Source organism: Dactylosporangium sp. CA-052675, from assembly GCF_050947935.1.
In the GTDB taxonomy this organism is placed as follows: domain Bacteria; phylum Actinomycetota; class Actinomycetes; order Mycobacteriales; family Micromonosporaceae; genus Dactylosporangium.
The window spans coordinates 2,968,826-2,988,953 of the sequence record NZ_CP192010.1 but is presented as its reverse complement, the minus strand read 5'-3'; the positions used below and the strand labels follow the sequence as shown (position 1 = coordinate 2,988,953).

At 73.5% G+C, this 20,128-nt stretch carries 13 protein-coding genes; 6 read left to right on the top strand and 7 right to left on the bottom strand.

The annotated features are described in order from the left end of the window. Nucleotide 1: 1 nt before the first annotated feature. Nucleotides 2-2,908 carry a PAS domain S-box protein gene (locus tag ACQP1P_RS13525; RefSeq protein ID WP_433086550.1) on the top strand — a complete coding sequence of 969 codons (2,907 nt, stop codon included), beginning with the start codon at nucleotides 2-4 and terminating at the stop codon, nucleotides 2,906-2,908. Nucleotides 2,909-3,088: 180 nt separating this feature from the next. Continuing rightward, nucleotides 3,089-4,807, top strand: coding sequence for a glycoside hydrolase family 3 protein (locus tag ACQP1P_RS13520; RefSeq protein ID WP_433086548.1), 1,719 nt, complete (start codon nucleotides 3,089-3,091; stop codon nucleotides 4,805-4,807). 87 nt (nucleotides 4,808-4,894) lie between these two features. On the opposite strand, the gene ACQP1P_RS13515 is transcribed toward ACQP1P_RS13520, so the two are convergent. From ACQP1P_RS13515 to ACQP1P_RS13500, 4 genes are all read right to left on the bottom strand, one after another. Next, nucleotides 4,895-6,370 (bottom strand): dolichyl-phosphate-mannose--protein mannosyltransferase, encoded by a 1,476-nt coding sequence (locus ACQP1P_RS13515; protein WP_433086546.1) that lies wholly within the window; start codon nucleotides 6,368-6,370, stop codon nucleotides 4,895-4,897. Next, nucleotides 6,367-6,654 carry a hypothetical protein gene (locus ACQP1P_RS13510; protein WP_433086544.1) on the bottom strand — a complete coding sequence of 96 codons (288 nt, stop codon included), beginning with the start codon at nucleotides 6,652-6,654 and terminating at the stop codon, nucleotides 6,367-6,369. Before ACQP1P_RS13510 ends, ACQP1P_RS13515 begins: the two co-directional genes overlap by 4 nt. Nucleotides 6,655-6,711: 57 nt before the next feature. Further along, nucleotides 6,712-8,052, bottom strand: coding sequence for a glycoside hydrolase family protein (locus ACQP1P_RS13505; RefSeq protein WP_433086542.1), 1,341 nt, complete (start codon nucleotides 8,050-8,052; stop codon nucleotides 6,712-6,714). Nucleotides 8,053-8,330: 278 nt separating this feature from the next. Further along, the gene (locus ACQP1P_RS13500) at nucleotides 8,331-11,060 is read right to left on the bottom strand and encodes a carbohydrate-binding protein (protein WP_433086540.1); all 2,730 of its coding nucleotides are present in this window, start codon (nucleotides 11,058-11,060) and stop codon (nucleotides 8,331-8,333) included. A 221-nt stretch (nucleotides 11,061-11,281) separates the two neighbouring features. On the opposite strand from ACQP1P_RS13500, the gene ACQP1P_RS13495 reads away from it, so the two are divergent. From ACQP1P_RS13495 to ACQP1P_RS13480, 4 genes are all read left to right on the top strand, one after another. Then, nucleotides 11,282-12,400, top strand: a complete 1,119-nt coding sequence (locus ACQP1P_RS13495) for a hypothetical protein (RefSeq protein WP_433086538.1) — start codon at nucleotides 11,282-11,284, stop codon at nucleotides 12,398-12,400. A gap of 124 nt (nucleotides 12,401-12,524) precedes the next feature. Continuing rightward, nucleotides 12,525-13,361: an MEDS domain-containing protein gene (locus ACQP1P_RS13490; protein WP_433086536.1), complete on the top strand. Its 837-nt coding sequence runs from the start codon at nucleotides 12,525-12,527 to the stop codon at nucleotides 13,359-13,361. Then, nucleotides 13,358-14,314: an anti-sigma factor RsbA family regulatory protein gene (locus tag ACQP1P_RS13485; protein WP_433086534.1), complete on the top strand. Its 957-nt coding sequence runs from the start codon at nucleotides 13,358-13,360 to the stop codon at nucleotides 14,312-14,314. The genes ACQP1P_RS13490 and ACQP1P_RS13485 overlap by 4 nt, the downstream gene beginning before the upstream one ends. Before the next feature lie 16 nt (nucleotides 14,315-14,330). Continuing rightward, on the top strand, nucleotides 14,331-15,695 hold the full coding sequence (locus tag ACQP1P_RS13480) for an MFS transporter (protein WP_433086532.1): 1,365 nt from the start codon (nucleotides 14,331-14,333) through the stop codon (nucleotides 15,693-15,695). On the opposite strand, the gene ACQP1P_RS13475 is transcribed toward ACQP1P_RS13480, so the two are convergent. The 3 genes from ACQP1P_RS13475 to ACQP1P_RS13465 form a co-directional block, all read right to left on the bottom strand. After that, the gene (locus tag ACQP1P_RS13475; protein WP_433086530.1) at nucleotides 15,685-16,182 is read right to left on the bottom strand and encodes a phosphoribosyltransferase; all 498 of its coding nucleotides are present in this window, start codon (nucleotides 16,180-16,182) and stop codon (nucleotides 15,685-15,687) included. The two genes, ACQP1P_RS13480 and ACQP1P_RS13475, sit on opposite strands and share 11 nt — an antisense overlap. 54 nt (nucleotides 16,183-16,236) lie before the next feature. Next, nucleotides 16,237-16,539 (bottom strand): hypothetical protein, encoded by a 303-nt coding sequence (locus ACQP1P_RS13470; RefSeq protein WP_433086528.1) that lies wholly within the window; start codon nucleotides 16,537-16,539, stop codon nucleotides 16,237-16,239. A gap of 167 nt (nucleotides 16,540-16,706) precedes the next feature. Continuing rightward, nucleotides 16,707-19,919: a GH92 family glycosyl hydrolase gene (locus tag ACQP1P_RS13465; RefSeq protein ID WP_433086526.1), complete on the bottom strand. Its 3,213-nt coding sequence runs from the start codon at nucleotides 19,917-19,919 to the stop codon at nucleotides 16,707-16,709. Nucleotides 19,920-20,128: the final 209 nt, after the last annotated feature.

Here is a 20,128-nt window from a genome sequence, read left to right as displayed (position 1 = left end):
CGTGACCGTCGGTCTGCTGCAGCGGCTCGACGAGCAGTCGCGCGCCCGGCTGCTCGCCGAGGCGTTCGAGCGCAGCACGATCGCCAAGGCGGTGGCCGCCCTCGACGGCGAGCTGCTCGAGGTCAACGACGCCTTCTGCGTGCTGACCGGCTACCGCCGCGACGAGCTCACCGGCCGGCCGCTCACGCTCCTGCTGGACCCGGACGAGCCGTGGCACACCCTCGCCGATGACTCCTGCGAGCGGCAGATCGTGCGGCGCAACGGCTCCCGCCTGTGGATCTCGACGCGGTCGCTGCGGGTGTGCGGGGGCGGGTTCGTCGTGCTCGAGTCGGTGGAGAGCACCGATCGGCACGCCCTGGCCGACCGGGCCGCCCGCTCCCAGGACGAGGCGCGGCGGCTGCGCACCACGATCGCGGTGCAGCGCGAGATCGTCGCGGCCGCCGGCGACCGCGACGCGCTGCTGGCGCTGACCGCCGAGCGGGCGCTGCAGATCCTGCCCGGCAGCGAGGGCGCGGCGATCCACCTGTTCGACGGGGAGGCGCTGACCCGGGTGGCGACCGCCGGGCAGATGCCGGACGGGCCCGCGATCCCGCTGGGCGACTCGGTGGCGGCCCTGGCCCTGTCCACCCGCTCGACGCTGCGCTGCGACGACACCGCCACCGACCCGCGGGCGGGCATCGGCCCCGCGGTCGGACGGCTGACCGGCGTCCGCTCGCTCGTCGTCGCGCCGCTGCTGCGCCCGGAGGGGCCGATCGGCGCCCTCGTCGTGCTCGCGCGCCGGCCGCACGTGTTCGACGAGGCCGACGAGCAGCAGCTGACGCTGGTGGCCGACGCGCTCACCGGGGCGCTGCGCCACGCCGAGCACGCGGCGCACAACCGCGAGCTGCTGCACGAGGCGACCGAGGCCAACGCCGAGCTCGCGCGGCAGCGGGCGGCGGCGCTGGCGGCCGTGGAGCGCCACGAGCACAGCGAGCGGCGCTTCGCCGAGGTGTTCGACCACAGCCCGGTGGCGAAGGCGGTGCTGGGGCTGCGGGGGCGGGAGTACGGCCGGATCCTGCTGGCGAACCCGGCCTTCAGCGAGCTCGTGGGCCGGGAGCCGGCCGCGGTCGTGGGGCTGGAGCTCGCCGGGCTCGTGGCGGTGCCCCGCGAGCGCTTCGACGCCGCGCTCGCCACGCTGGCCGACGGCCGGCGCAGCCGCAGCGCGCGCGAGACGGTCCTGCGCCGCGGCGACGGGACCGAGGTGCGGGTCGCCGCGCACACGTCGGTCATCAGCGACGGCGAGGGCCCGGCGGCGGCCGTGGTCCAGCTCATGGACGTGACCGGGGAGCGGACCGCCGCGCTCGCGCTCGCGCGCAGCGAGGAGCAGTTCCGCACCGCGTTCGCGGGCAGCCCGCTCGGGCTGGTGCTCTGCGACGAGCACGACGTGTTCCGCCAGGCGAACCCGGCGGCGGCCGCGCTGACCGGGCGCAGCGCCGGGGAGCTGGCCGGGCTGCGCTACGGCGACGTCACCGACCCGCACGACCTCGCGACCGCCGCGGACGCGTGGACCGGGCTGCGCCCAGGCGCGCGGGTGCGCTACGACCAGCGGCTCCTGCGCCCCGACGGGCGGACGGTGTGGGTGCGCGTGACGCTGTCGGTGGTGCCGGGACCGGCGGGCGAGCCGTGGCGGCTGATGCAGGTCGAGGACATCGCCGCCGAGCGCGCCGCCGCGGAGGCGACCGAGCGGGAGCTGCGCCGGCTGCAGCACACCCTGAGCGTCCAGCGGGAGCTGATCGCGGCCGCCGCCGACCGGGACGCGGCGCTGCGGGTGGTGGCCGAGCGGGCGGTCGAGCTGTTCCCGGCGGCCGACGGCGCCGCGGTCGAGCTCGCCGACGGCGACGACCTGGTGTTCGCCGCGACCGCCGGGGACCTCGCCGGGGCGCTCGGCACCCGGGTCCGCGCCGACGCCTCGCTCAGCGGCACCGTGCTGCGCGCCGACGCGCCCGCGCACTGCCGGGACGCGGCCGGCGATCCGCGCGTGGACCGCGAGACGTGCGCCCGGCTCGGCATCGCGGCGATGCTCATCGCGCCGCTGCACGCCGGCGACGCCGTGATCGGCGCGCTCAAGGTCTCCTCCCGCCGCGCCGGCGTGTTCGACGACGCCGACGAGCAGCAGCTGGCCCTGCTCGCCGAGGCGCTCGGCTCCGCGCTGCGCCACGCCGACGACGCCGCCGCGCTCGCCGCCCGCAACGCCGAGCTCGTGGAGGCCAACCGGCTCAAGCGCGACCTCATCGGCATGCTCGGCCACGAGCTCGGCAACCCGCTGGCCGCGATCCTGGGGTACACCGAGATCGCCTCCGACAGCTGGTCCGCCCTCGGCGAGGGCATGCGCACCAGGGTCGTCGACGGCATCACCCGGCAGGCGCACCGCCTCGACAGCATCGTGCAGGAGGTGCTGACGATGGTCCGCAGCGAGGCGGGCACCCTGCACGCCCGGCGGGTGCCGGTCACGCTGCGCGGCCAGATCGCCCACGCCCTGGCCAACACCGGCGCCGAGGGGGTGCCGGTGCGCGGGCCGGACGCGGCGGCGCTGGCCGATCCCCTGCAGCTGCAGCAGATCCTGACCAACCTGCTGAGCAACGCGGCGAAGTACGGCGGCGGCGCCACCGCGGTGCGCGTGTGCCCCCAGGAGGGCCGGGTGCGGGTCGCGGTGGAGGATCGCGGGCCGGGCGTGCCCGAGGAGTTCCGCGACCGGCTCTTCGAGCGGCTGGCCCGGGCCGAGCGCGACGCGGCGAAGGTGCGCGGAACCGGGCTCGGGCTGTACATCGTGCGGAACCTGGCCCAGGCCAACGGGGCGGACGTGCACTACGAGCCGAACCCGGACGGCGGCTCGGTCTTCGTGCTCGACCTGGAGGCCGTCGCGGCGTAGCCGGCCCCGCAACCCCGGCGAGCGCCAATCCGTCGACCGCCGGCCCGTCGAGCGCCGGCCTATCGACCGCGGCCCCGCCCGTCGCGGCGGGCTCGATCGACGACGCCGACGACGATGCCGCCGGGTTGACGTCCGGGCTGGGGACTTGACCCGGGACATCGACAAGCGTGAGATTGACGCATGTTGCGACGGTCCGTGGTGGTCTGTTCCGTGGTGGCCCTCTCGCTCGCGGGTCTGCCCGCGGCGGCCTCGGCCGCGCCCACTGACCGGGTGGAGCGGCTCCTCGCGGGGATGACGCTGCCGGAGAAGGTCGGGCAGATGTTCGTCGGGTACGTCTACGGCGACAACGCCACCGCGCCCGCCCCGGCCGACGTCGCCGCGAACACGACCCGCTACGGCGTCGGCACCGGGGCCGAGGTGCTGCGGCGCTACCACCTGGGCGGCGTCATCTACTTCAGCTGGAGCCACAACCTCGCCGCGCCGGCCCAGGTGGCCACGCTCTCCAACCAGCTGCAGGCGGCGGCCCGCGCCGACACCGGCATTCCGCTGCAGATCAGCACCGACCAGGAGGGCGGGATCGTCACCCGGATCGGCGCGCCGCTGGCCGTGTCGCCGGGCAACATGGCCATCGGCGCCACCCAGGACCCGGCCGCCGCGCTCCAGGCGGCCCGGGTCAGCGGCCAGGAACTGCTCGCGCTCGGCATCAACGTGGTCGACGCGCCCGTCGTGGACGTCAACACCAACCCGCGCAACGCCGCCGACGGGCCGCGCGCGTTCGGCGACCGCACCGCCCAGGTCGCGCTCTTCGGCGCCGCGGCCGTCGCGGGCTACCGGCTCGCCGGGATCGGCGCCCAGGCCAAGCACTTCCCCGGGCTCGGCGACACGACCGTCAACACCGACAACGGCGTCGCGGTGACCGACGAGTCCCGGGCCCAGATCATGGCGACGCACGTCCCGCCGTTCCGCGCCGCCATCGCCGCCGGGGTGCCGAGCATCATGGCCGCGCACATCGTGGCGCCCGCGCTCGACCCGTCCGGCGCGCCGGCCAGCCTGTCCCGCCCGATCGTCACCGGCCTGCTGCGCGAGCAGCTGCACTACGACGGCGTGGTCATCACCGACGCGCTCGACGCCGCCGCCCTCGCGGACATCCCGCCGGACCGCATCGTGCTCGACGCGATCGACGCGGGCGTCGACCAGCTCCTCATGCCGGCCGACCCGCCCGCGGCCATCCAGGCGGTGCTCGACGCCGTCGCGGCCGGGACGCTGTCGACGGCGCGGATCGACCGGTCGGTCCGGCGGATCCTGCGCATGAAGCAAGAGCTCGGGCTCTTCGGGCGCGGCGACGTGCCGGCGCCCGTGGTCGGCACCCCGGAGCACCTGCGGACCATGTCCACGATCGCCGCCCGTTCGATCACGAAGCTGCGCGGCGCCGGGCTCCCCCTCGCGCCCGGCGCGCACGTGCTCGTCACCGGCTGGGGCGTGAGCACCACGCAGAACCTCACCGACGGGCTCAACGCGCGCGGGGTGGCCGCGACCCGGCTGTGGACCGGCTCCCCGTCGCCGGCCGTCATCGCGCAGGCGGTGGCCGCGGCCGGGGCCGCCGACGCGACGGTGGTGACGACGAACAACGTGTGGTCGGACCCGGCCCAGGTGGCGCTGGTCGAGGCGCTGCTCGCCACCGGCCGGCCGGTCGTCGTGGCGTCGGTGGGCGGCCCCTACGACATCGCGTCCTTCCCGCAGGCCCCCGCCTACCTGGCCGCCTACGACTACCAGCCGGTGTCGGTGACCGCCCTGGCCGACACGCTCACCGGCCGCGCGGGCAGCCCGGGCCGGCTCCCGGTCACGATCCGCACCCCGGACGGCGGCACCGTCCTGTACCCGTTCGGCAGCGGCTCCTGACGCTCTGTCCCGGAGCACGACGAGCCCAAGCCCGGCACCGACGGCAGCGACCCGCGGCACGGGCGGGTGGGCGCGGCACCGGGGTAGCTACACCCAGCGGTTGCCGAGCCAGAGACGGTCGAGCCAGTCGCTGTACGGGATCGGCACGCCCGCGAAGATCGGGTAGAAGTACGCGAAGCACAGCGCGACCGCGAGCACGTACGCCCCGGCGATCAGGGCCCCGGAGCGGCGCCCTGCGCTGTGGGGCGCGCCGATGATCGCGCCGAGCACGTAGACGACCGCGAGGACCAGGAACGGCTCGGCCGGCAGCGCGTAGAAGAAGAACATCGTGCGGTGCTCCGGCATCGACTGGAACCAGGGCACGATCCCGGCCAGGGCCGCGGCGAGCACGAGCCACGCGCGCCCGTCGCGGCGGGCGACGGCGAGCCAGCCGAGCGCCGCCAGCGCGGGCGTGAACGACCACCACAGCACCGGGGTGCCCAGCAGCAGGATCTCGGCGGTGCAGTCGGGCGCGCCGCAGGAGACGTTGGGGTCCCAGGAGAACGGGACCGGGCGGCCGAGCAGCAGCCACTGCCAGGGCCACGACTGGTAGCGGTGCGGCTTGTCCAGCGTCGTGTGGAACGCGTACGCGGTGTCGTGGTAGTGGGCCAGGTTGACCAGCGGGTCGATGAGGCGGTCGTGCGGCAGGTTGTGCGTCGCGGCGTACCAGTGCCGGAAGTAGCCGTCGTCGGACAGGAACCAGCCCCACCAGACGTTGACGTAGGCGAACAGCGCGATCCCGCCGATCGCGAGGGTCCACCCCACCGCGGGCGGGATGCTCTCGGAGATCCAGTGCCGCACGCCGGCGCTGCGGCGGGCGCTCATGTCGAAGACCACGGCGGCGAGGGCGAACAGGATCAGGTACCACAGCCCGCTCCACTTGACGCCGCAGGCGAGCCCGAGCGAGACCGCGCAGGCGATGCGGTACCAGGGAATCCCCAGCATCGCGCGGACCTTCCCGCCGCCGGCCTCCACCGCGGCCAGCCACCGCGCGCGGCGCTGCTCGCGGTCCAGGACCAGCAGGTTGAACGCCACGACGATCCAGAACAGCAGGAAGATGTCCAGCAGCGCGGCCCGCGACATCACGAAGTGCATGCCGTCCAGGGCCATGAGCAGCCCCGCGGTCGCGGCCAGCACCGTGGAGCGCAGCAGCCGCCAGGTCGCCGTCATGACGAGCACGATCGCGGCGACGCCGAAGAGCACCGCCATGATGCGCCAGCCGAAGGCGTTGTACCCGAAGAGCTGCTCGCCGATCGCGATCATCCACTTGCCGAGCGGCGGATGCACCACGTACTCGGGCTGCATGGTCTCCGGGTTCCACTCCACGCCGTGCTGCAGGAGGTCCTGGGCCTCGTTCGCGTAGTACGTCTCGTCGAACATGACCTGCGGCGGACGCCCGAGGTTGATCAGGCGCAGCACGAGCGCGACCCCGCCGACGAGGGTCGCGGCGAGCCAGAACGCCCGCGGGAACCGGCCCGGCCCGCCCAGCCGCTTGCGCGCGATCGCGATGCGTTCGGCCGTCACCCGACGGTGCCCGTCGCCGCGATGGTGACCTGGGCCGGCAGCGCGCCGGAGCTCAGGGCGACCGCGAGCACCGGCGCGGCGTCCTTCGTGTCCGGGCGCCCGCCGGCGATCTCCGCGGCACCGGTGGCCTTGTCCGGGCCGAGCCCGCCCTTCACCGGGTCGCCGCCCGCGGCCACCCCGGCGCCGTCCGCCCGGAGCAGGACGACGCCGGGGGCGAGCACCGGCCAGGACCACATCGAGACGCGCCGGGCCGGCGGCGGTGCGACTGCGGACGGGAAGGACATGCCGCCAGCGTACGGGCGGCATGTCCTTCGGGGTGGCCCCTGGTCCGGCCGGTGCGGTCAGGCCGCGGCGCTGTACGCCTCGCCGGCCGGGGTCGGGGTGGAGCCGTCCTTGTAGAGGCCGTAGGGCAGGGAGTCGCCGACGGCCGGGAGCGAGAACCAGGCGTAACGCTCGATGTAGGAGGTGGCCTGCATCTGGGTCGTCGTGCGGGTGATGAACGAGGTGATCTGGGCCGTGTTCGGGAACTTCGGGGTGCCGCTGAAGTTCATCAGGCCGTACTCGGTGATCCAGATCGGCAGGTTGTACCGGTCGTGCACCCGCTGCACGTAGCCGAGGAACTGGCCCACCGCGGCGTCGGAGAAGTCGGAGCCGTACCAGTGCAGCGTGATGAAGTCGACCCGCCGGTTCTGCTGCCGCGCGCCGGTCATGAACCGGTCGAGCCAGCCGCCGGGCGTGTCCCCGCCGTAGGCGACGGCCGGGCTGCCGAGCCGCATGCCGGTCGCCTCCAGCCGCGGCCACAGGCCGAGCGCCTGCTCCACGGTCATGTTCGACTGCTCCTTGAGGTCGGGCTCGTTGAAGCCCAGCAGCACCGCGCCCTCGCTCTTGACCTTGGCCAGGTCGGCGTCGGTGACCGCGCCGGCGCCCCAGATCATCGGCACGAACTCGGCGCTCGCGGGCATCGAGTCGTTGTTCGTGGACCAGTTGTAGTACCAGCCGGCGCCCACGTTGCGCACCGCGTCCGACAGGCCGGTGAACTGCCAGGTGCTGACGCCCTTCTTCCTGGCCACCGGGCCGGTGGTGCGGCTCGCGCTCGGTGCCGGTGACGCGGTCCGGGTGGCCGTCGCCGTCGGCGAGCCGGTGGTGCGGCTCGCGCTGGGTGCCGGCGACGCGGTCCGCGTGGCCGTCGCCGTCGGCGAGCCGGTGGCGCCCGGGAGCTTCCACTGCTGGTTGGCGTTGCCGGTGCAGGTCCAGATCTGCAGCCGGGTGCCGTCGGCGGAGCTGTTGCCGCTGGCGTCGAGGCACTTGCCGGAGCCGGTGTTCACGAGCCGGTTGCCGGCGCCCGCCGCCCACCGCTGCGCGCCGGTGCCGTTGCAGTCGTAGAGCTGGACCTTCGCGCCGTCCGCGCTCGAGGCGCCGGTCACGTCGAGGCACTTGCCGAGCGCGCGGATGCTCGCGTCGGAGGCGGTGACCGTCCACTTCTGGGCGGCGGTACCGTTGCAGCCCCACAGCTGCACGGCGGTGCCGTTGGCGGTGTTCGCCGCGGCGACGTCGACGCACTTGCCCGCGATGCCGGTGATCGGCGCGCCGGTGTCGGCCAGGGCGTTGGTGAGCCCGACCATCCCGACGCCCACCACGGCGGCGGCGAGCAGAGCGATCAGGGGTTTTCGGCCGAGCCGCATGGCACTCCTCGATGGTTCGCGAACCTTGGCGAGGCTTAAGCTCGTCCATGCCGCGCGACCTCGTCAAGCGGTACGAACCGACTTAAGCGGGTCGTAAGCCAAACTTGAGAGAGCGCTCTCCGAAGGGGTCGGCGTGGTCCTTCGCGCCGATGGTGAACGAGGGTCCACGCGGCGAACATCGCGGCCGGAAGGGGCGCCCGGCGGCGGGAACCAAACCTCGCGCGAGGCATGAACCCGCCGCCGGACGTGGACTTCCGTTGTTCCCTGTCACATGGGAGCTACAGGTTCCAGACCTGGAACTCCGAGATCTGCCCGGCGGGCCAGCCGGTGTTGGCGGTGATCGTCACGCGCCAGTACCGCTGCGTCGTCGCCGGGAACGTGAGCGTCACGGACGGGTTGAAGGTGTAGGTCCCCGAGGCGACGGTGGTGAACGAGGTGCCGTCGCCGGACGCGCTCAGCGTCAGGGTCTGGTTGCGCGCGCCCCACGACGCCGGCAGCTGCAGCACGACCTTCGTGGCCGAGCGGGCCGAGCCGAGGTCGACCTGCACCCACTGCGGGAACGCGTTGTTCGCGCTCTCCCAGTAGGTGCCCTGGTTCGAGTCGGTGACGTTGCCGGAGCCGTACACCTGGTTGTGCGACGACTCCGAGGTGGCCCGCCCGGCCGCGAGGTTCGTCGGGGTGGGAGTGCCGCCGCCCGGCGTGAACTGCAGGCTGTTGAGGTTCCAGCCGCCGGTGTCCTGCACGAGCGTGAGCACCTGCTGGCCGGCCGGGAGCGTGAGCGTCGCCGTGGCGTTCCCCCACGCCTGCCAGTCTCCGGTCGCCGGCAGGTTCACCGCGCCGGTCAGGTTGGCCCCGGCCGCGTTCGCGATGTGCAGGGCGCCGGTCACCGCGCTCGGGGCCGCGACCCGGGCCGTGAGCGTGTACTGGCCGGCCGTGGCGACGTTCACCGTGTAGCGGAACCACTGCCCGGCGCCGGTCCAGCCGAGGTTGTAGCCGCCGCCGGTGTCCGACGTGGACTCCAGGTCGACGCCGTCCGCGCGGTAGCCGTTGGCGTTGCCGTTGACCGAGTTCACGCTGTACGCGAGCCCCTGGCCGCCGGTGTCGTAGTTCTCGGCCTGCACGGTGCCCGGGATCGCCGCGGGGGTGCCGCCGAACGGCGCCTGGACGGGGCCGCCCCCGCCCTGCCAGCTGTTGCCGCTCAGGGTGGCCGCGAATCCGGCGGAGTTGTTGAGGTACGCCGAGGAGCCGCTCTTGAGCCCGGTCACCGTGTTGCCGGTGATGCTCGCCGAGCCGCTCGGGGCCGGGTAGAACGGCGGCGCGACGACGATGCCGTTGCGGCCGGGGTTGGTGACGGTGTTGTTCTGCAGCAGCGTGTTCGTCGACTGGGAGAAGCCGATGCCGTCGTACAGCGAGCTCACGACGGTGTTGTTCGCCGCCGTCACCCGGTCGACGGCGCCGACGTTCTGCCCGTCGCCGCCGTTGCCGATCTGCAGCGCCGGCTGGCCCTGGCTGTAGCCATTGCCGCCGGAGCGGGTCACCACGTTGTTGGAGACGGTCGCGCCGAGCAGGTCGCTGCCGTTGACGCCGAAGCGGCCGGCGCCGAGGCCGATGTAGCGGGCGGTGTCGCTGATCGCGTTGTACTGCACGTCGTGCCCGCCGCCGCCGTAGATGCCGATGCCCTTGCCGCCCCACGGCGCGACGATCGTGTTGTGGGTGAACGAGACGTTGGCCATCGCGGTGTAGTACGTGCGGTTGCCGTTGGCGTCGGTGTTGTAGTTCACCGAGTTGATCGCCATGCCGTCGTCGCCGGTGCCGCGGACGAAGTTGTTGGTGGCGCTGAGGTTGTTGCCGACCGAGCTGTTCAGCGACACGTTGTTGAGGTTGATGCCGTCGGCCCAGATGGTGGTGAGCCGGCTGTTGCGCACCTGGCCGCCGGTGCCGGAGGCCCAGAAGCCGGACAGCGTGTGCTGGGTCCAGATGTCGTCCGCGACCCAGTTGGTGCCGGTGGTGTCCATCGCGCCGCCGGCGCCGTCCACCGAGGCCCGGCTGGTGGCGTTGGAGTCGATGTGGAAGTCCCGCACCGTGCACGAGGTGAGGTCGAACACGGCGCCGAGGGGCTGCGGGTTGGGCAGCGGTACGGCCCGGTAGATCGTGCTGTACCAGGGCCCCGCGCCCGCGATCGTGATGCCGGTCGCGTGCAGGCCGCTGGTCCCCTTGAGGTAGAAGGTCCCCGACGGGATCCACAGCGTCCGGCCCTGCGACTGCGCCTGGTTGATGCACGTCTGGATCGGCCCGGTGCTGTCCACGTTCGGGTTGTCCGCGGCCGCGCCGCACGAGGTGATCGAGATCGAGTTCGCCGGCTGGGCGATCGGGGCCGGGTTCTCGACGTCGACGACGTCGATGTCGTAGAAGGCGGCCGTGTTCGCCGCGTCGCGCTGCAGCGCGAAGGTCCCGCCGGGCGCGATGGGGGCGCCGGTGACGAAGGTCCGGGCCTCGTCGAAGAACACCCGCGGGTTGCCGTCGGCCGGGTTCTGGTCGGCGCTGTCGTTGTAGTGGTTGTTGCCCTCGTAGACCCACGACTGCTTCGACGTCAGGGTGAGCGCCTGGCGGTAGGCGCCGTCGACGTACAGGTTCAGCGAGGCGGTGATCCCGCCGCCGCCGGGCGCGTCGGGGATGCTGGCGCGCACCACGATCGCGCTGATCGGCCGGCCGGTCGTGTTCGTCCACTGCACCTTCTGGCCGGTGGCGGCGAGGTGCGCGTACGCGTGGCCGGACGCCTCCAGGGCCGCGCTGGAGTACTGCGTGGTCGGCGCCGCGGTCAGCCCGACCGTCGTCGCGCCGCCGCCGAGGGTCCCGGCCTCGGCCTCGTAGCTGGTGAACGGTGTCGTAGCCCCGGCGGTGGCGGCCTGGGCCGGGGTGGAGGCGACGGCGAGCGCGGTGCCGACCAGGGCGGCGACGGCGAGGGGCGCCACCGCCCGCCGCGCCGCACGCATCGATGCTCGTGGCATGAGGTGTCCTCTCTGGAACCCGCGCACGTAGCGGCGTACGCAAGTATTTGCAGAAAACACTCTCAGAGCTGACGCGTCAAGTCCGCAATTTTTCAGTACGCAATCCGCGCCCCGACGTCCCGCGCGATCCGACAACGGCACGATCCCGCGCGGATCCCGCGCGCCTTGCGAACCGGATTCGCTCGACGTGCGAGACTGGCCGGTCAATGTAGAGTGACCGCGTGGTCACTGCGGCGCTGACGTCGGGGGATGCACAGGCATCCGACTATTGCCACAAACGTGGCCCGGCCGAGGTCCGCTGCTTCTACGTGATCAATCCGCGCTCGCCGCACGGGGACTGGGCGCTGCGGGAGATCGTCCGGCCGGCGTTCCTGGCGCTGCGGGCCGAATACGGGCTCGCCGCCGAGCCGCTCGCGTTCGGCGAGGTGCCCGCGCCGCGGCCGGCCCTCATCACCTACGTCGTCTACGGGCCGACCGATCCGCTCGGCATGGGCGAGGACGAGAAGGCGTACCTCGCCGCGCTCGCCGCCGCCGGGGTGCGCACGAACGTGATCTCGGCCTACGAGCTGACCGCCGACGGGCAGGACCGGCCCGGCTACGAGCGGGCCCGCACCGCAGTGCCCGAGCTGTGCGACGAGCTCGACGTCAACGCCATCTACCCCGACGAGCTCGACCGGCGGCGCGGGATCCGGACGAACACCTGGCAGGACGTGTACGTCAACGTCATCGGCGAGACGATCCGGGTGAAGTACACCCCGACGCGCAGCCTCGAACCCGTCGACACCGCGGAGCGGGAGCGGCTGGGCGCCGGACACGCCGGGGAGATCGCGGAGCTGGCGCGGGTGCACCGGGAGCACCGGCTCTGGCAGCGCAAGCCGTGGACCGACGGGTCGATCCTGTTCGCGCACGACGGGCACTGGTTCGTCTCGCAGACGGTCACCGACAAGACCCTCATGACCGCGGCCGACTTCGACCTCGTCACCTCCTACGACGAGGGGCGGCGGGCGCTGACCTACGCCGGCCCGCGGCTGCCGAGCTCGGACGCGCCCGAGTACCTGATGCTGAGCACGCTGCTGAGCACGCACGGGCGGCGGCCGCGGCTCATCGTGCACTTCCACCACCGCGAGCTGACCCGCGGGTCCCGCTACCGCGAGCTGGTGACGGCCGACACCGTCGAGTGTGGACGGTTCGAGGCGGGGCGGCGGTTCTTCGCCGAGCTGCGCGCGAAGTCGACGGAGTGGTTCATCATCCGCGAGCACGGGATGGTGTGGACCGGCGACTCGGCCGCGGAGTTCGAGCAGTTCGTCCGGCGGGTGCTCGACCAGCGGCGGGACGGATGATCGGGTGACGCCGTCCGGCCGGGTGGTGGAGCCCGCGGGGATGGAACCCGCGCCCGGCCATCGGCGATGATCACCGTTCACGGGTACTGTGTGATGATCCGAGCACTGCGAGTGAGGTGACGACGTGGCGGGCACCGCGACCCTGGCCGGGCTACAGGCCGGCGACCACGTCTGCGTCCCGTTCAGCGGCGCCGGCGTGCGCACCGGGCTCATGGAGAGCTTCGTCCGCGGCGCCCTCGACGAGGGTGACAAGGTCATCTGCCGCACCGTCCAGGACGACCCGCACGAGCTCGCCGCCGCGCTCGCGGGCCAGGACCCGCGGATCCGCGACGCGCTCGCCCGGGGGCAGCTCATGATCGGCAGCGCCGCGGAGAGCTACCTGGCCGCCGGGCACTTCGACGCCGAGCAGACCGCGGCCGACTGGCGCGGCGTGATCGACCGGGCCCGCGACGAGGGCCACCCGGGCCTGCGGATCATCGCCGACATGAGCTGGGCCACCGGTGCGCTGCCCGGCACCGATCGCCTGCCCTGGTACGAGGCCGAGGTGAACCGCGTCTTCGCCGGCGGCTTCGCCCGCGGGGTCTGCCTGTACGACCGGGGCACGTTCCCGCCGGCGCGGCTGCGGCGGTACATCGCCACCCACCCCGGCACCGTCGAGCCCGGCGATCCCCAGCCGCCCCAGCTGCGGATGCGGCACACGACCGAGCCCCGCGGCCTGGCCCTCACCGGCGAGGCCGACATCGCGAACCGGGCCGCGCTCGCCGCCGTCCTCGACGGGCTGCGCGCCGACCTGCCCGGCGACGACCCGCTCACCATCGACCTGTCCGGCCTGGAGTTCGCCGACGTCGCCGCGGCCGCCGCGCTCGTGCGCACCGCCCGCCGCGTCCCCGGCCTGCGGATCACCGGCGCGAGCCGGCGGCTGGCCGGGCTGCTCGACCTCGTCCGGCAGGCGGACGCGTGAGGGCCGGCGCCCCGGCCGGGCACCGCGGGTTCTTCCACGAGGCCGCCTTCTACCACTCCGACGAGGAGTTCCTCGCGATCGTCACGCCGTTCGTGGAGGAGGGCCTGGCCGCGGGCGAGCCGGTGGTGGTGGCGTTCGGGCCCCGCCGCCAGGACCTGCTCCGCGACCGCCTCGACGAGGCCGGCGGGGCGGTGGCCTTCATGGCCGGCGAGAAGCACTACTCGCGGCCGGCCACGGTGATCCGCCGGTACCGCGAGCTGCTCGCCGAGCACGTGGCCGCCGGGGCCGCCCAGATCCGCGTGGCCGGGGAGATCCCGGACCCGGGCGTCGGGGGGCCCTGGGACTGGTGGGGCCGCTACGAGGCGGCGAGCAACCAGGCGTACGACGACTTCCCGATGTGGGGGCTGTGCATGTACGACGTGCGCAGCACCCCGGCGCACGCGCTCGAGCAGGTGCGGTGCACGCACCCTTTCGTCGCCACCGCCGCCGGGCACCACCCGAACCCGGACTTCGCCGACCCCGCGGACTTCGTGCGCGAGCACCCCTCGGCCTGGCGCGACCCGCTGGAGCGCACCGCGCCCCGACTCCTGCTCGCCGACCCGATGCCGGCCGAGGTCCGCGCCGCCATCGACGCCGCGGGCGCGCACGGCGGTGTCTGCCCGGCCGACGTGCGCGGGCTGATGCTGGCCGCGACCGAGGTCGTCACGAACGCGATCGTGCACGGCGTCCCGCCGGTCGAGGTGCGGCTGTGGACCGCCGAGCGGCGCATCCTGGTCCAGGTCAGCGACGCCGGCCCGGGCCCGCGCGACCCGCTCGTCGGCCTGCGCCCGGTCCGCTCGGCGACCGGCGGGCTCGGCCTGTGGATCGCGCACCAGACCTGCGCCTACGTCGACCTGCGCCAGGAGCACGGCCGGTTCACCGTCCGCCTGGTCGCCGGCCGGCCCGAGACGTGACCGGCTTGAAGCGCGGATGCGACAGGTCCGGCGCACCTATCTGACGCTCGTCCTGCTCAACGCCCTCGCCGTCTCCTCGATCTGGGGCGTCAACTCGCTGCTGCTGTTCCAGGCCGGGCTGTCCAACACGGCGGCCCTGGCCGCCAACGCCTGCTTCACGCTCGGCTTCGCCCTCTTCGAGGTGCCGACGGGCACCATCGCCGACACCCGGGGCCGCCGCGTGTCCTACCTGCTCGGCGGCGCGACGCTGACGGTCACGACGCTGCTGTACTGGCTCGCCTGGCGCCTGCACGCGGGCTTCGCGATCTGGGCGGCCGTCTCGGTCCTGCTCGCCCTCGGGTTCGCCTTCTTCTCCGGCGCGACCGACGCCTGGCTGGTCGACGCGCTGCGGTTCCTGGAGTACGACGGCGCGCTGGAGCCGGTGTTCGCCCAGGCCCAGGTCTGCAACGGTCTGGGCTCCCTCACCGGCTCCCTCGGCGGCGCGTTCATCGCCCAGGCCACCGACGTCGGCGTGCCCTTCCTCGTGCGCGCCGCGCTCCTGCTCATCCTCACCGCCGTGGCCTGGCGGCTCATGCACGACATCGGCTTCACCCCGAGCCGGGCCGGGCGCCCCCTGGCCCGGATGCGCACGGTCGTGACGGCGTCGCTGCGGTACGGCTGGCGGCGCCCGGCCGTGCGCTGGGTGATGCTCGGCGCCTGGTCCGCGGCCGGGGTCGGCTACTACGTCGCGTTCACGATGAAGCCGTACCTGCTGCGGCTCGACGGCGACGAGCGCGCCTACGGCCTGCTCGGGGTCGCGGCGGCGCTGCAGGCCCTCGCGCAGAGCGCCGGCGGGCTGCTGTCGCCGCTGTTCCGCTCGCTCTTCCGGCGGCGTGTGCCGGTGCTCCTCGCCGGGGCGCTGCTCAACGCGGCGATCCTGGTCGCGTTCGGGATGGTCGCCGGGGTGCCCCTCGCGCTGGCCCTGCTCGCCGCCTACAGCCTCGTCACCGCCTGCGTGCTGCCCTCGCGGCAGGCGTACCTCAACGGGCTCGTCCCGAGCGACCGGCGCGCCACCGTGCTGTCGTTCGACTCGCTGGTCGCCTCCAGCGGCGGGGCCGCGCTCCAGCCGGTGCTCGGCCGCGCGGCGGACGCGTGGGGATACCCGAACTCGTTCGTCCTGGCGGGCCTGCTGCAGCTCCTGGCGCTGCCGTTCCTGCTGGCCGCCCGCCGCCTCGAGACGCCGCCTGACGTGACCGGCGGCGCGGACGCGGCCGTCGGCGCGGACGCGGCCGTCGGCGCGGACGCGGCCGTCGGCGCGGACGCGGCCGTCGGCGCGGACGCGGCCGTCGGCGCGGACGCGGCAGTGGGAGCGGAGGCGACGGCGGGGCGGATCAGCCGGTGACCGGGGCCGCCGGGTCGGTCACCGGGGGCAGGCTCGACCACGGGAAGTTGATCCAGCGCTCGGTGTGACGCCACACGTAGTCGCAGGTCACCGTCGAGCCGGGCTTCTCGTACAGGACGGCGCAGCGGACCTCGGCGACCCGCCCGGCGCAGAAGGCGCGCACGACCTCGAGCGTCGCGCCGGTGTCCGCCACGTCGTCGGCGATCAGGACCCGGGCCGCGGACAGCTCGGCGAGGTCCGGCCGGGGATCGAGGATCATGGGGGCGTCCAGGCGCTCGTCGACGCCGGTGTAGTACTGGACGTTGAGCATGTGGATGCTCTTGACGTCCAGGGCGTAGCTCAGCGCGCCGGCCACCAGCAGGCCGCCTCTCGCCACGCTCAGGACCAGATCCGGCCGGAAGCCGTCGTCGGCGACGGCCTGCGCCAGTTCGCGGGCCGCCCGGCCGAACGTCGCCCAGTCGAGCACTTCACGGTCCCGCTGCTCCATCCGCGGAGCATACAGATCAAGGGTGAACCCGCGGCTCATGGGTGAAGCCGCGGCTCAGTGCCGGACCCGGGTCGGGGCGTCCGGGCGCCGCGGGGCGGGTGTCAGCGTCACGACGTCCAGGGGCGCCGGCACGAGTGCGGTCTCCAGGCGGGAGGACTCGGCGGCCTGGGCCTGCGTCATCAGGTCGTCGCCGCCCTTGAGGGCGATCGCGCCGCCGGTGAGCGTGATCAGCAGCGCGCCCCAGGCCAGAGCCGGGGCCCGGCGACGACGGGCGTGTCGTCGCCGGGGCGGCTGCTGCGGTGGGTTGAGGTTGATGTGGCGCGGGTGATACGTGGGTTGGGCGGGCCGCGGCGGCACCGTCGATCGCCGCGGCGGGGCAGGCGGGATATGGGCGATGGGGATGACCCGTACGTACGGGCGAACGAGGGCCGGAGGCATGCAAGGAACGTAAGCCCCATCGGCCCTCGCCGATCCTGTTCGGGCCGGGTGAGCAGACGAATCACCCGGCTCCTCACCCGTGTCGCTCAGCCGAGCGCGCGGAACTCGTAGATGCGCGTCGCGGCGTCCGTGGTCTGGGTCGGCGTGGTGACCGTCAGGCGGACGTAGCGGCCCGACACCGCCACGGGGTGTGCGGTGGTCGCGGCGGTGTTGTTCGTGACCGCCACGGCCCTCGTCCACGTCGTGCCGTCCGCCGACACGTCGATCGTGAAGGCCTTCGTGTTCCAGTCCGCCGACTCGCCGCCGGCCTGGGCGTGGGCCACCTCGAAGCGGCTGATCGACCGGGTCGCGCCGAGGTCGACCTGCAGTGTGGCGTTCGCGGACACCGAGCAGTACTTGTCGCCGTTGCCGCCGTTCACGGTGCCGTTGACCGCCTTCTCCGGGCCCTCCGCCGACGCGCACGGGGCCGAGCCGGTCGCCGGGCGGTTGAGGGCCCAGTTGGTCAGCACCGGGCCGTAGGCCTCGAGTTCGTAGATGCGCGTGGCGGTGTCCGACGTCTGGGTCGGGGTCGTCACGTTGAGCCGGACGTAGCGGGCGGTCGTGGCCGGGATCTGGTGCGTCGTCACGGGATCCGCGTTGTTCGTGACCGTCACCGGGGTCGACCAGGTGGCGGCGTCGGTCGACGTCTGGATGGTGAAGGCCTTGGTGTTGTACGCCGCCTGCTCACCGCCCGCGCCCGCGTGCTTGACCACGAAGCGGTTCAGCGTCTGCGCGGAACCGAGGTCGACCTGCAGCCAGGCCGAGCCGCCGCCGGAGCAGAACTTGTCGGCGTTGCCGGCGGTCACGCTGCCGTTGACGGCCTTGTCCGGGCCCTCCGTCGGCGCGCACGCGGCCGAGCCGGTCGCGGCCTTGCCCTGGGCCAGGTTTGGCTGGGCGGCCGGCGGGGTGGTGTGGTTCGCCGACGGCGGCGTGTCGCCCGCGCCGGTCCCCCAGGCGCCCGGGGTACCGCTGACGCTGTAGCTGAGGGCCGCGCCGTGGGCGATGTCGGCGTGGGACAGCCAGGTGCGGGTGAACGCGGTGCCGTTGAGCGTCGCGGTGCCGATGTAGCGGTTGGCGTCGGTCACGCCGGGCGCGGCGATGGTGATCGTGCCGCCCTGCTGCGCGCCGAGCGTGCCCACGGTCACCTTGGCCGACGGGAACTGCGGGGTGCTGACGCCGTAGAAGTTCGCGCCGTTCATGAGCGGGTAGAGGCCCAGCGAGGCGAAGACGTACCAGGCCGACATGGTGCCGAGGTCGTCGTTGCCGGTGACGCCGTTGGGCCCGTTGGCGAACAGCGTGTACGCGGCCCGCAGGACCGTCGCCGTCTTGTACGGCTGGCCGGTCCACAGGTAGGTGAAGGGCGCCAGGAGGTCCGGCTCGTTGTTCGGGTTGTACGTCGTGAAGCTGTAGTAGTCGTAGGCGCCGTTGACCCAGGTGTTGTGCGCGGTGCCGGACGGGTCGCTCAGCAGGCCGCTGTAGGCGAAGAACTGGTCGAGCCGCGTGTTCGCCGCCGCCTTGCCGCCGAGCAGGCCCACCAGGCCGTCGGGGTCCTGCGGGACGAGCCACTGGTACTGGTACGCCCCGGCCTCGTGGAACGTGTGCGCGCCGTCGGTCGGCGAGTACGTGCCCGCGAACGCTCCGCCCGCGTTGCGGGGCCGGAAGAACCCGATCGACGGGTCGAAGAGGTTGCGGTAGTTCTGGCCCCGCGCGGCGAGCACGTCCGCGTCGGCGGTGTGCCCGAGCGCTCCGGCCATGATGGACAGTGCCGAGTCGGCCGCGGCGTACTCCAATGTGGACGAGCTCGGGTACTGGCAGTCGTGGTCGAACGAGTTCGTCGGGTTGCACGTGACGCCGGTCGGGACGTAGCCGAGCGCGGTGTAGTAGGGGTTGCCGTTGCGGCCGTTGAGCCCGGTCGCCGCGGGCGGGGTGCCGAACGCGTTCTTGCGCAGCGCCGTGTAGAACTGCTCCTCGTAGCCGGACAGCAGCCCGCGCGACCACAGGTCGACGAGGAACGGGGTGACCGGGTCACCGGTCATCGTGTTCGTCTCCGTGTTGTCCAGCGCCCACCGGGGCAGCCAGCCGAGCTCGCGGTCGACGGCGAGCAGCGACAGCGCCGAGTCGCGGGCCACCTGCGGCTCCAGCAGCGCCACGAGCTGGTTCTGGGCGCGGTAGGTGTCCCACAGCGAGAACGTCTGGTACGGCGTGTAGCCCGACGCGGTGTGCACGGCGTTGTCGAAGCCGCGGTAGCTGCCGTCGACGTCGCCGGCCAGGTTCGGGTGCAGCAGGGAGTGGTACAGCGAGGTGTAGAAGGCCACCTGCCGGTCCGTCGTCCCGCCGTCGACCTCGGCCTTGTGCAGCTTGGCGTTCCAGGTGTCGTGGGCGGCCTGCCGTACCGTGTCGAAGTTGAACCCCGCCGAGGAGGTCTCCGCGCTCAGGTTGGCCCGCGCGCCGGGCAGGCCCGTGTAGGAGAGCCCGACCTTCACCGTGACCGAGCGGTCGGAGCTGGTGTCGAAGCGCACCCAGCCGCCCTTGGCGCCGCTGCCCGAGGAGGCCCGGGAGCCGCCCGTGAACGTGGAGCCCGACCAGGTGCCGAACGACGCGAACGGCCGCGAGAACTGGGCGGTGAAGTAGACCGTGTGGGCCGGCGACGAGCCGCAGAACCCGCCCACGGTCACGGATCCCTCGACGGTGTCGCTGCCCACGACCGACACGCTCGACGTGCTCGCGCCCTGCGTCTGGCCGCGCGCCTGGGCCGTGTTGAACAGCACGTTGGACTCGGTGCCGGCCGGGAACGTGTACCGCTGCCAGCCCGTGCGCAGCGTCGCGCTCAGCTCCGCGGTGACCCCGTTGGGCATCCCGAGCCTGTAGTAGCCGGCGGTCGCCTGCTCCTGGCCGTGGTTGAGCCCCTGACCGTAGGTGTTCGGGTCGTTGCTGTTCACCGCGCCCACGGTCGGCATGAGCGGCACCTCGCCGGCGACGCCGCAGCCGACGCCGGACAGGTGCGTCTGGGAGAAGCCCCAGACCTTCGCGTGGTCGTAGTTGTAGCCGGTCCCCCACCCGGTGTCGGGGCTCACCTGCACCATCCCGAACGGCAGCGCCGCACCGGGGAACGTGTTGCCCTCCTTCTGCGTCCCGATCAGCGGGTTCACGAGACCAGTGAGGTCGGCGGGTACGGCGGCCCGGGCGGGCGCGCCGAGGGCGGTCACGGTGACGGCGGCGGCGCATGCCGCGGCCAGGACGTTGCAGAGCAGCCTTCTCACGTCGCTCCGATCGATGCACCGGCGAGGGGCCGCCGACCGCCGAATCGACGCTCGTGAAGGTTCTCCCATTCCAGGGAGATCTGTCAATACTTGACAATTAGACCGCGTCTCATGTGGGGCTGACAACGGCTCAAGGATGATGTTCAATCCGCATCCCGCGCTCGGCGAACTTCGCGAGTACCTCGGCTCCAGGCGAATGGACCCGTCCG

What these genes read in the sequence shown, in the direction of transcription:
- ACQP1P_RS13520 (WP_433086548.1), top strand. Translation starts at nt 3,089, where the DNA reads ATGTTGCGACGGTCCGTGGTGGTCTGTTCCGTGGTGGCCCTCTCGCTC.
- ACQP1P_RS13510 (WP_433086544.1), bottom strand. Translation starts at nt 6,654, where the DNA reads ATGTCCTTCCCGTCCGCAGTCGCACCGCCGCCGGCCCGGCGCGTCTCG.
- ACQP1P_RS13505 (WP_433086542.1), bottom strand. Translation starts at nt 8,052, where the DNA reads ATGCGGCTCGGCCGAAAACCCCTGATCGCTCTGCTCGCCGCCGCCGTG.
- ACQP1P_RS13500 (WP_433086540.1), bottom strand. Translation starts at nt 11,060, where the DNA reads ATGCCACGAGCATCGATGCGTGCGGCGCGGCGGGCGGTGGCGCCCCTC.
- ACQP1P_RS13480 (WP_433086532.1), top strand. Translation starts at nt 14,331, where the DNA reads ATGCGACAGGTCCGGCGCACCTATCTGACGCTCGTCCTGCTCAACGCC.
- ACQP1P_RS13475 (WP_433086530.1), bottom strand. Translation starts at nt 16,182, where the DNA reads ATGGAGCAGCGGGACCGTGAAGTGCTCGACTGGGCGACGTTCGGCCGG.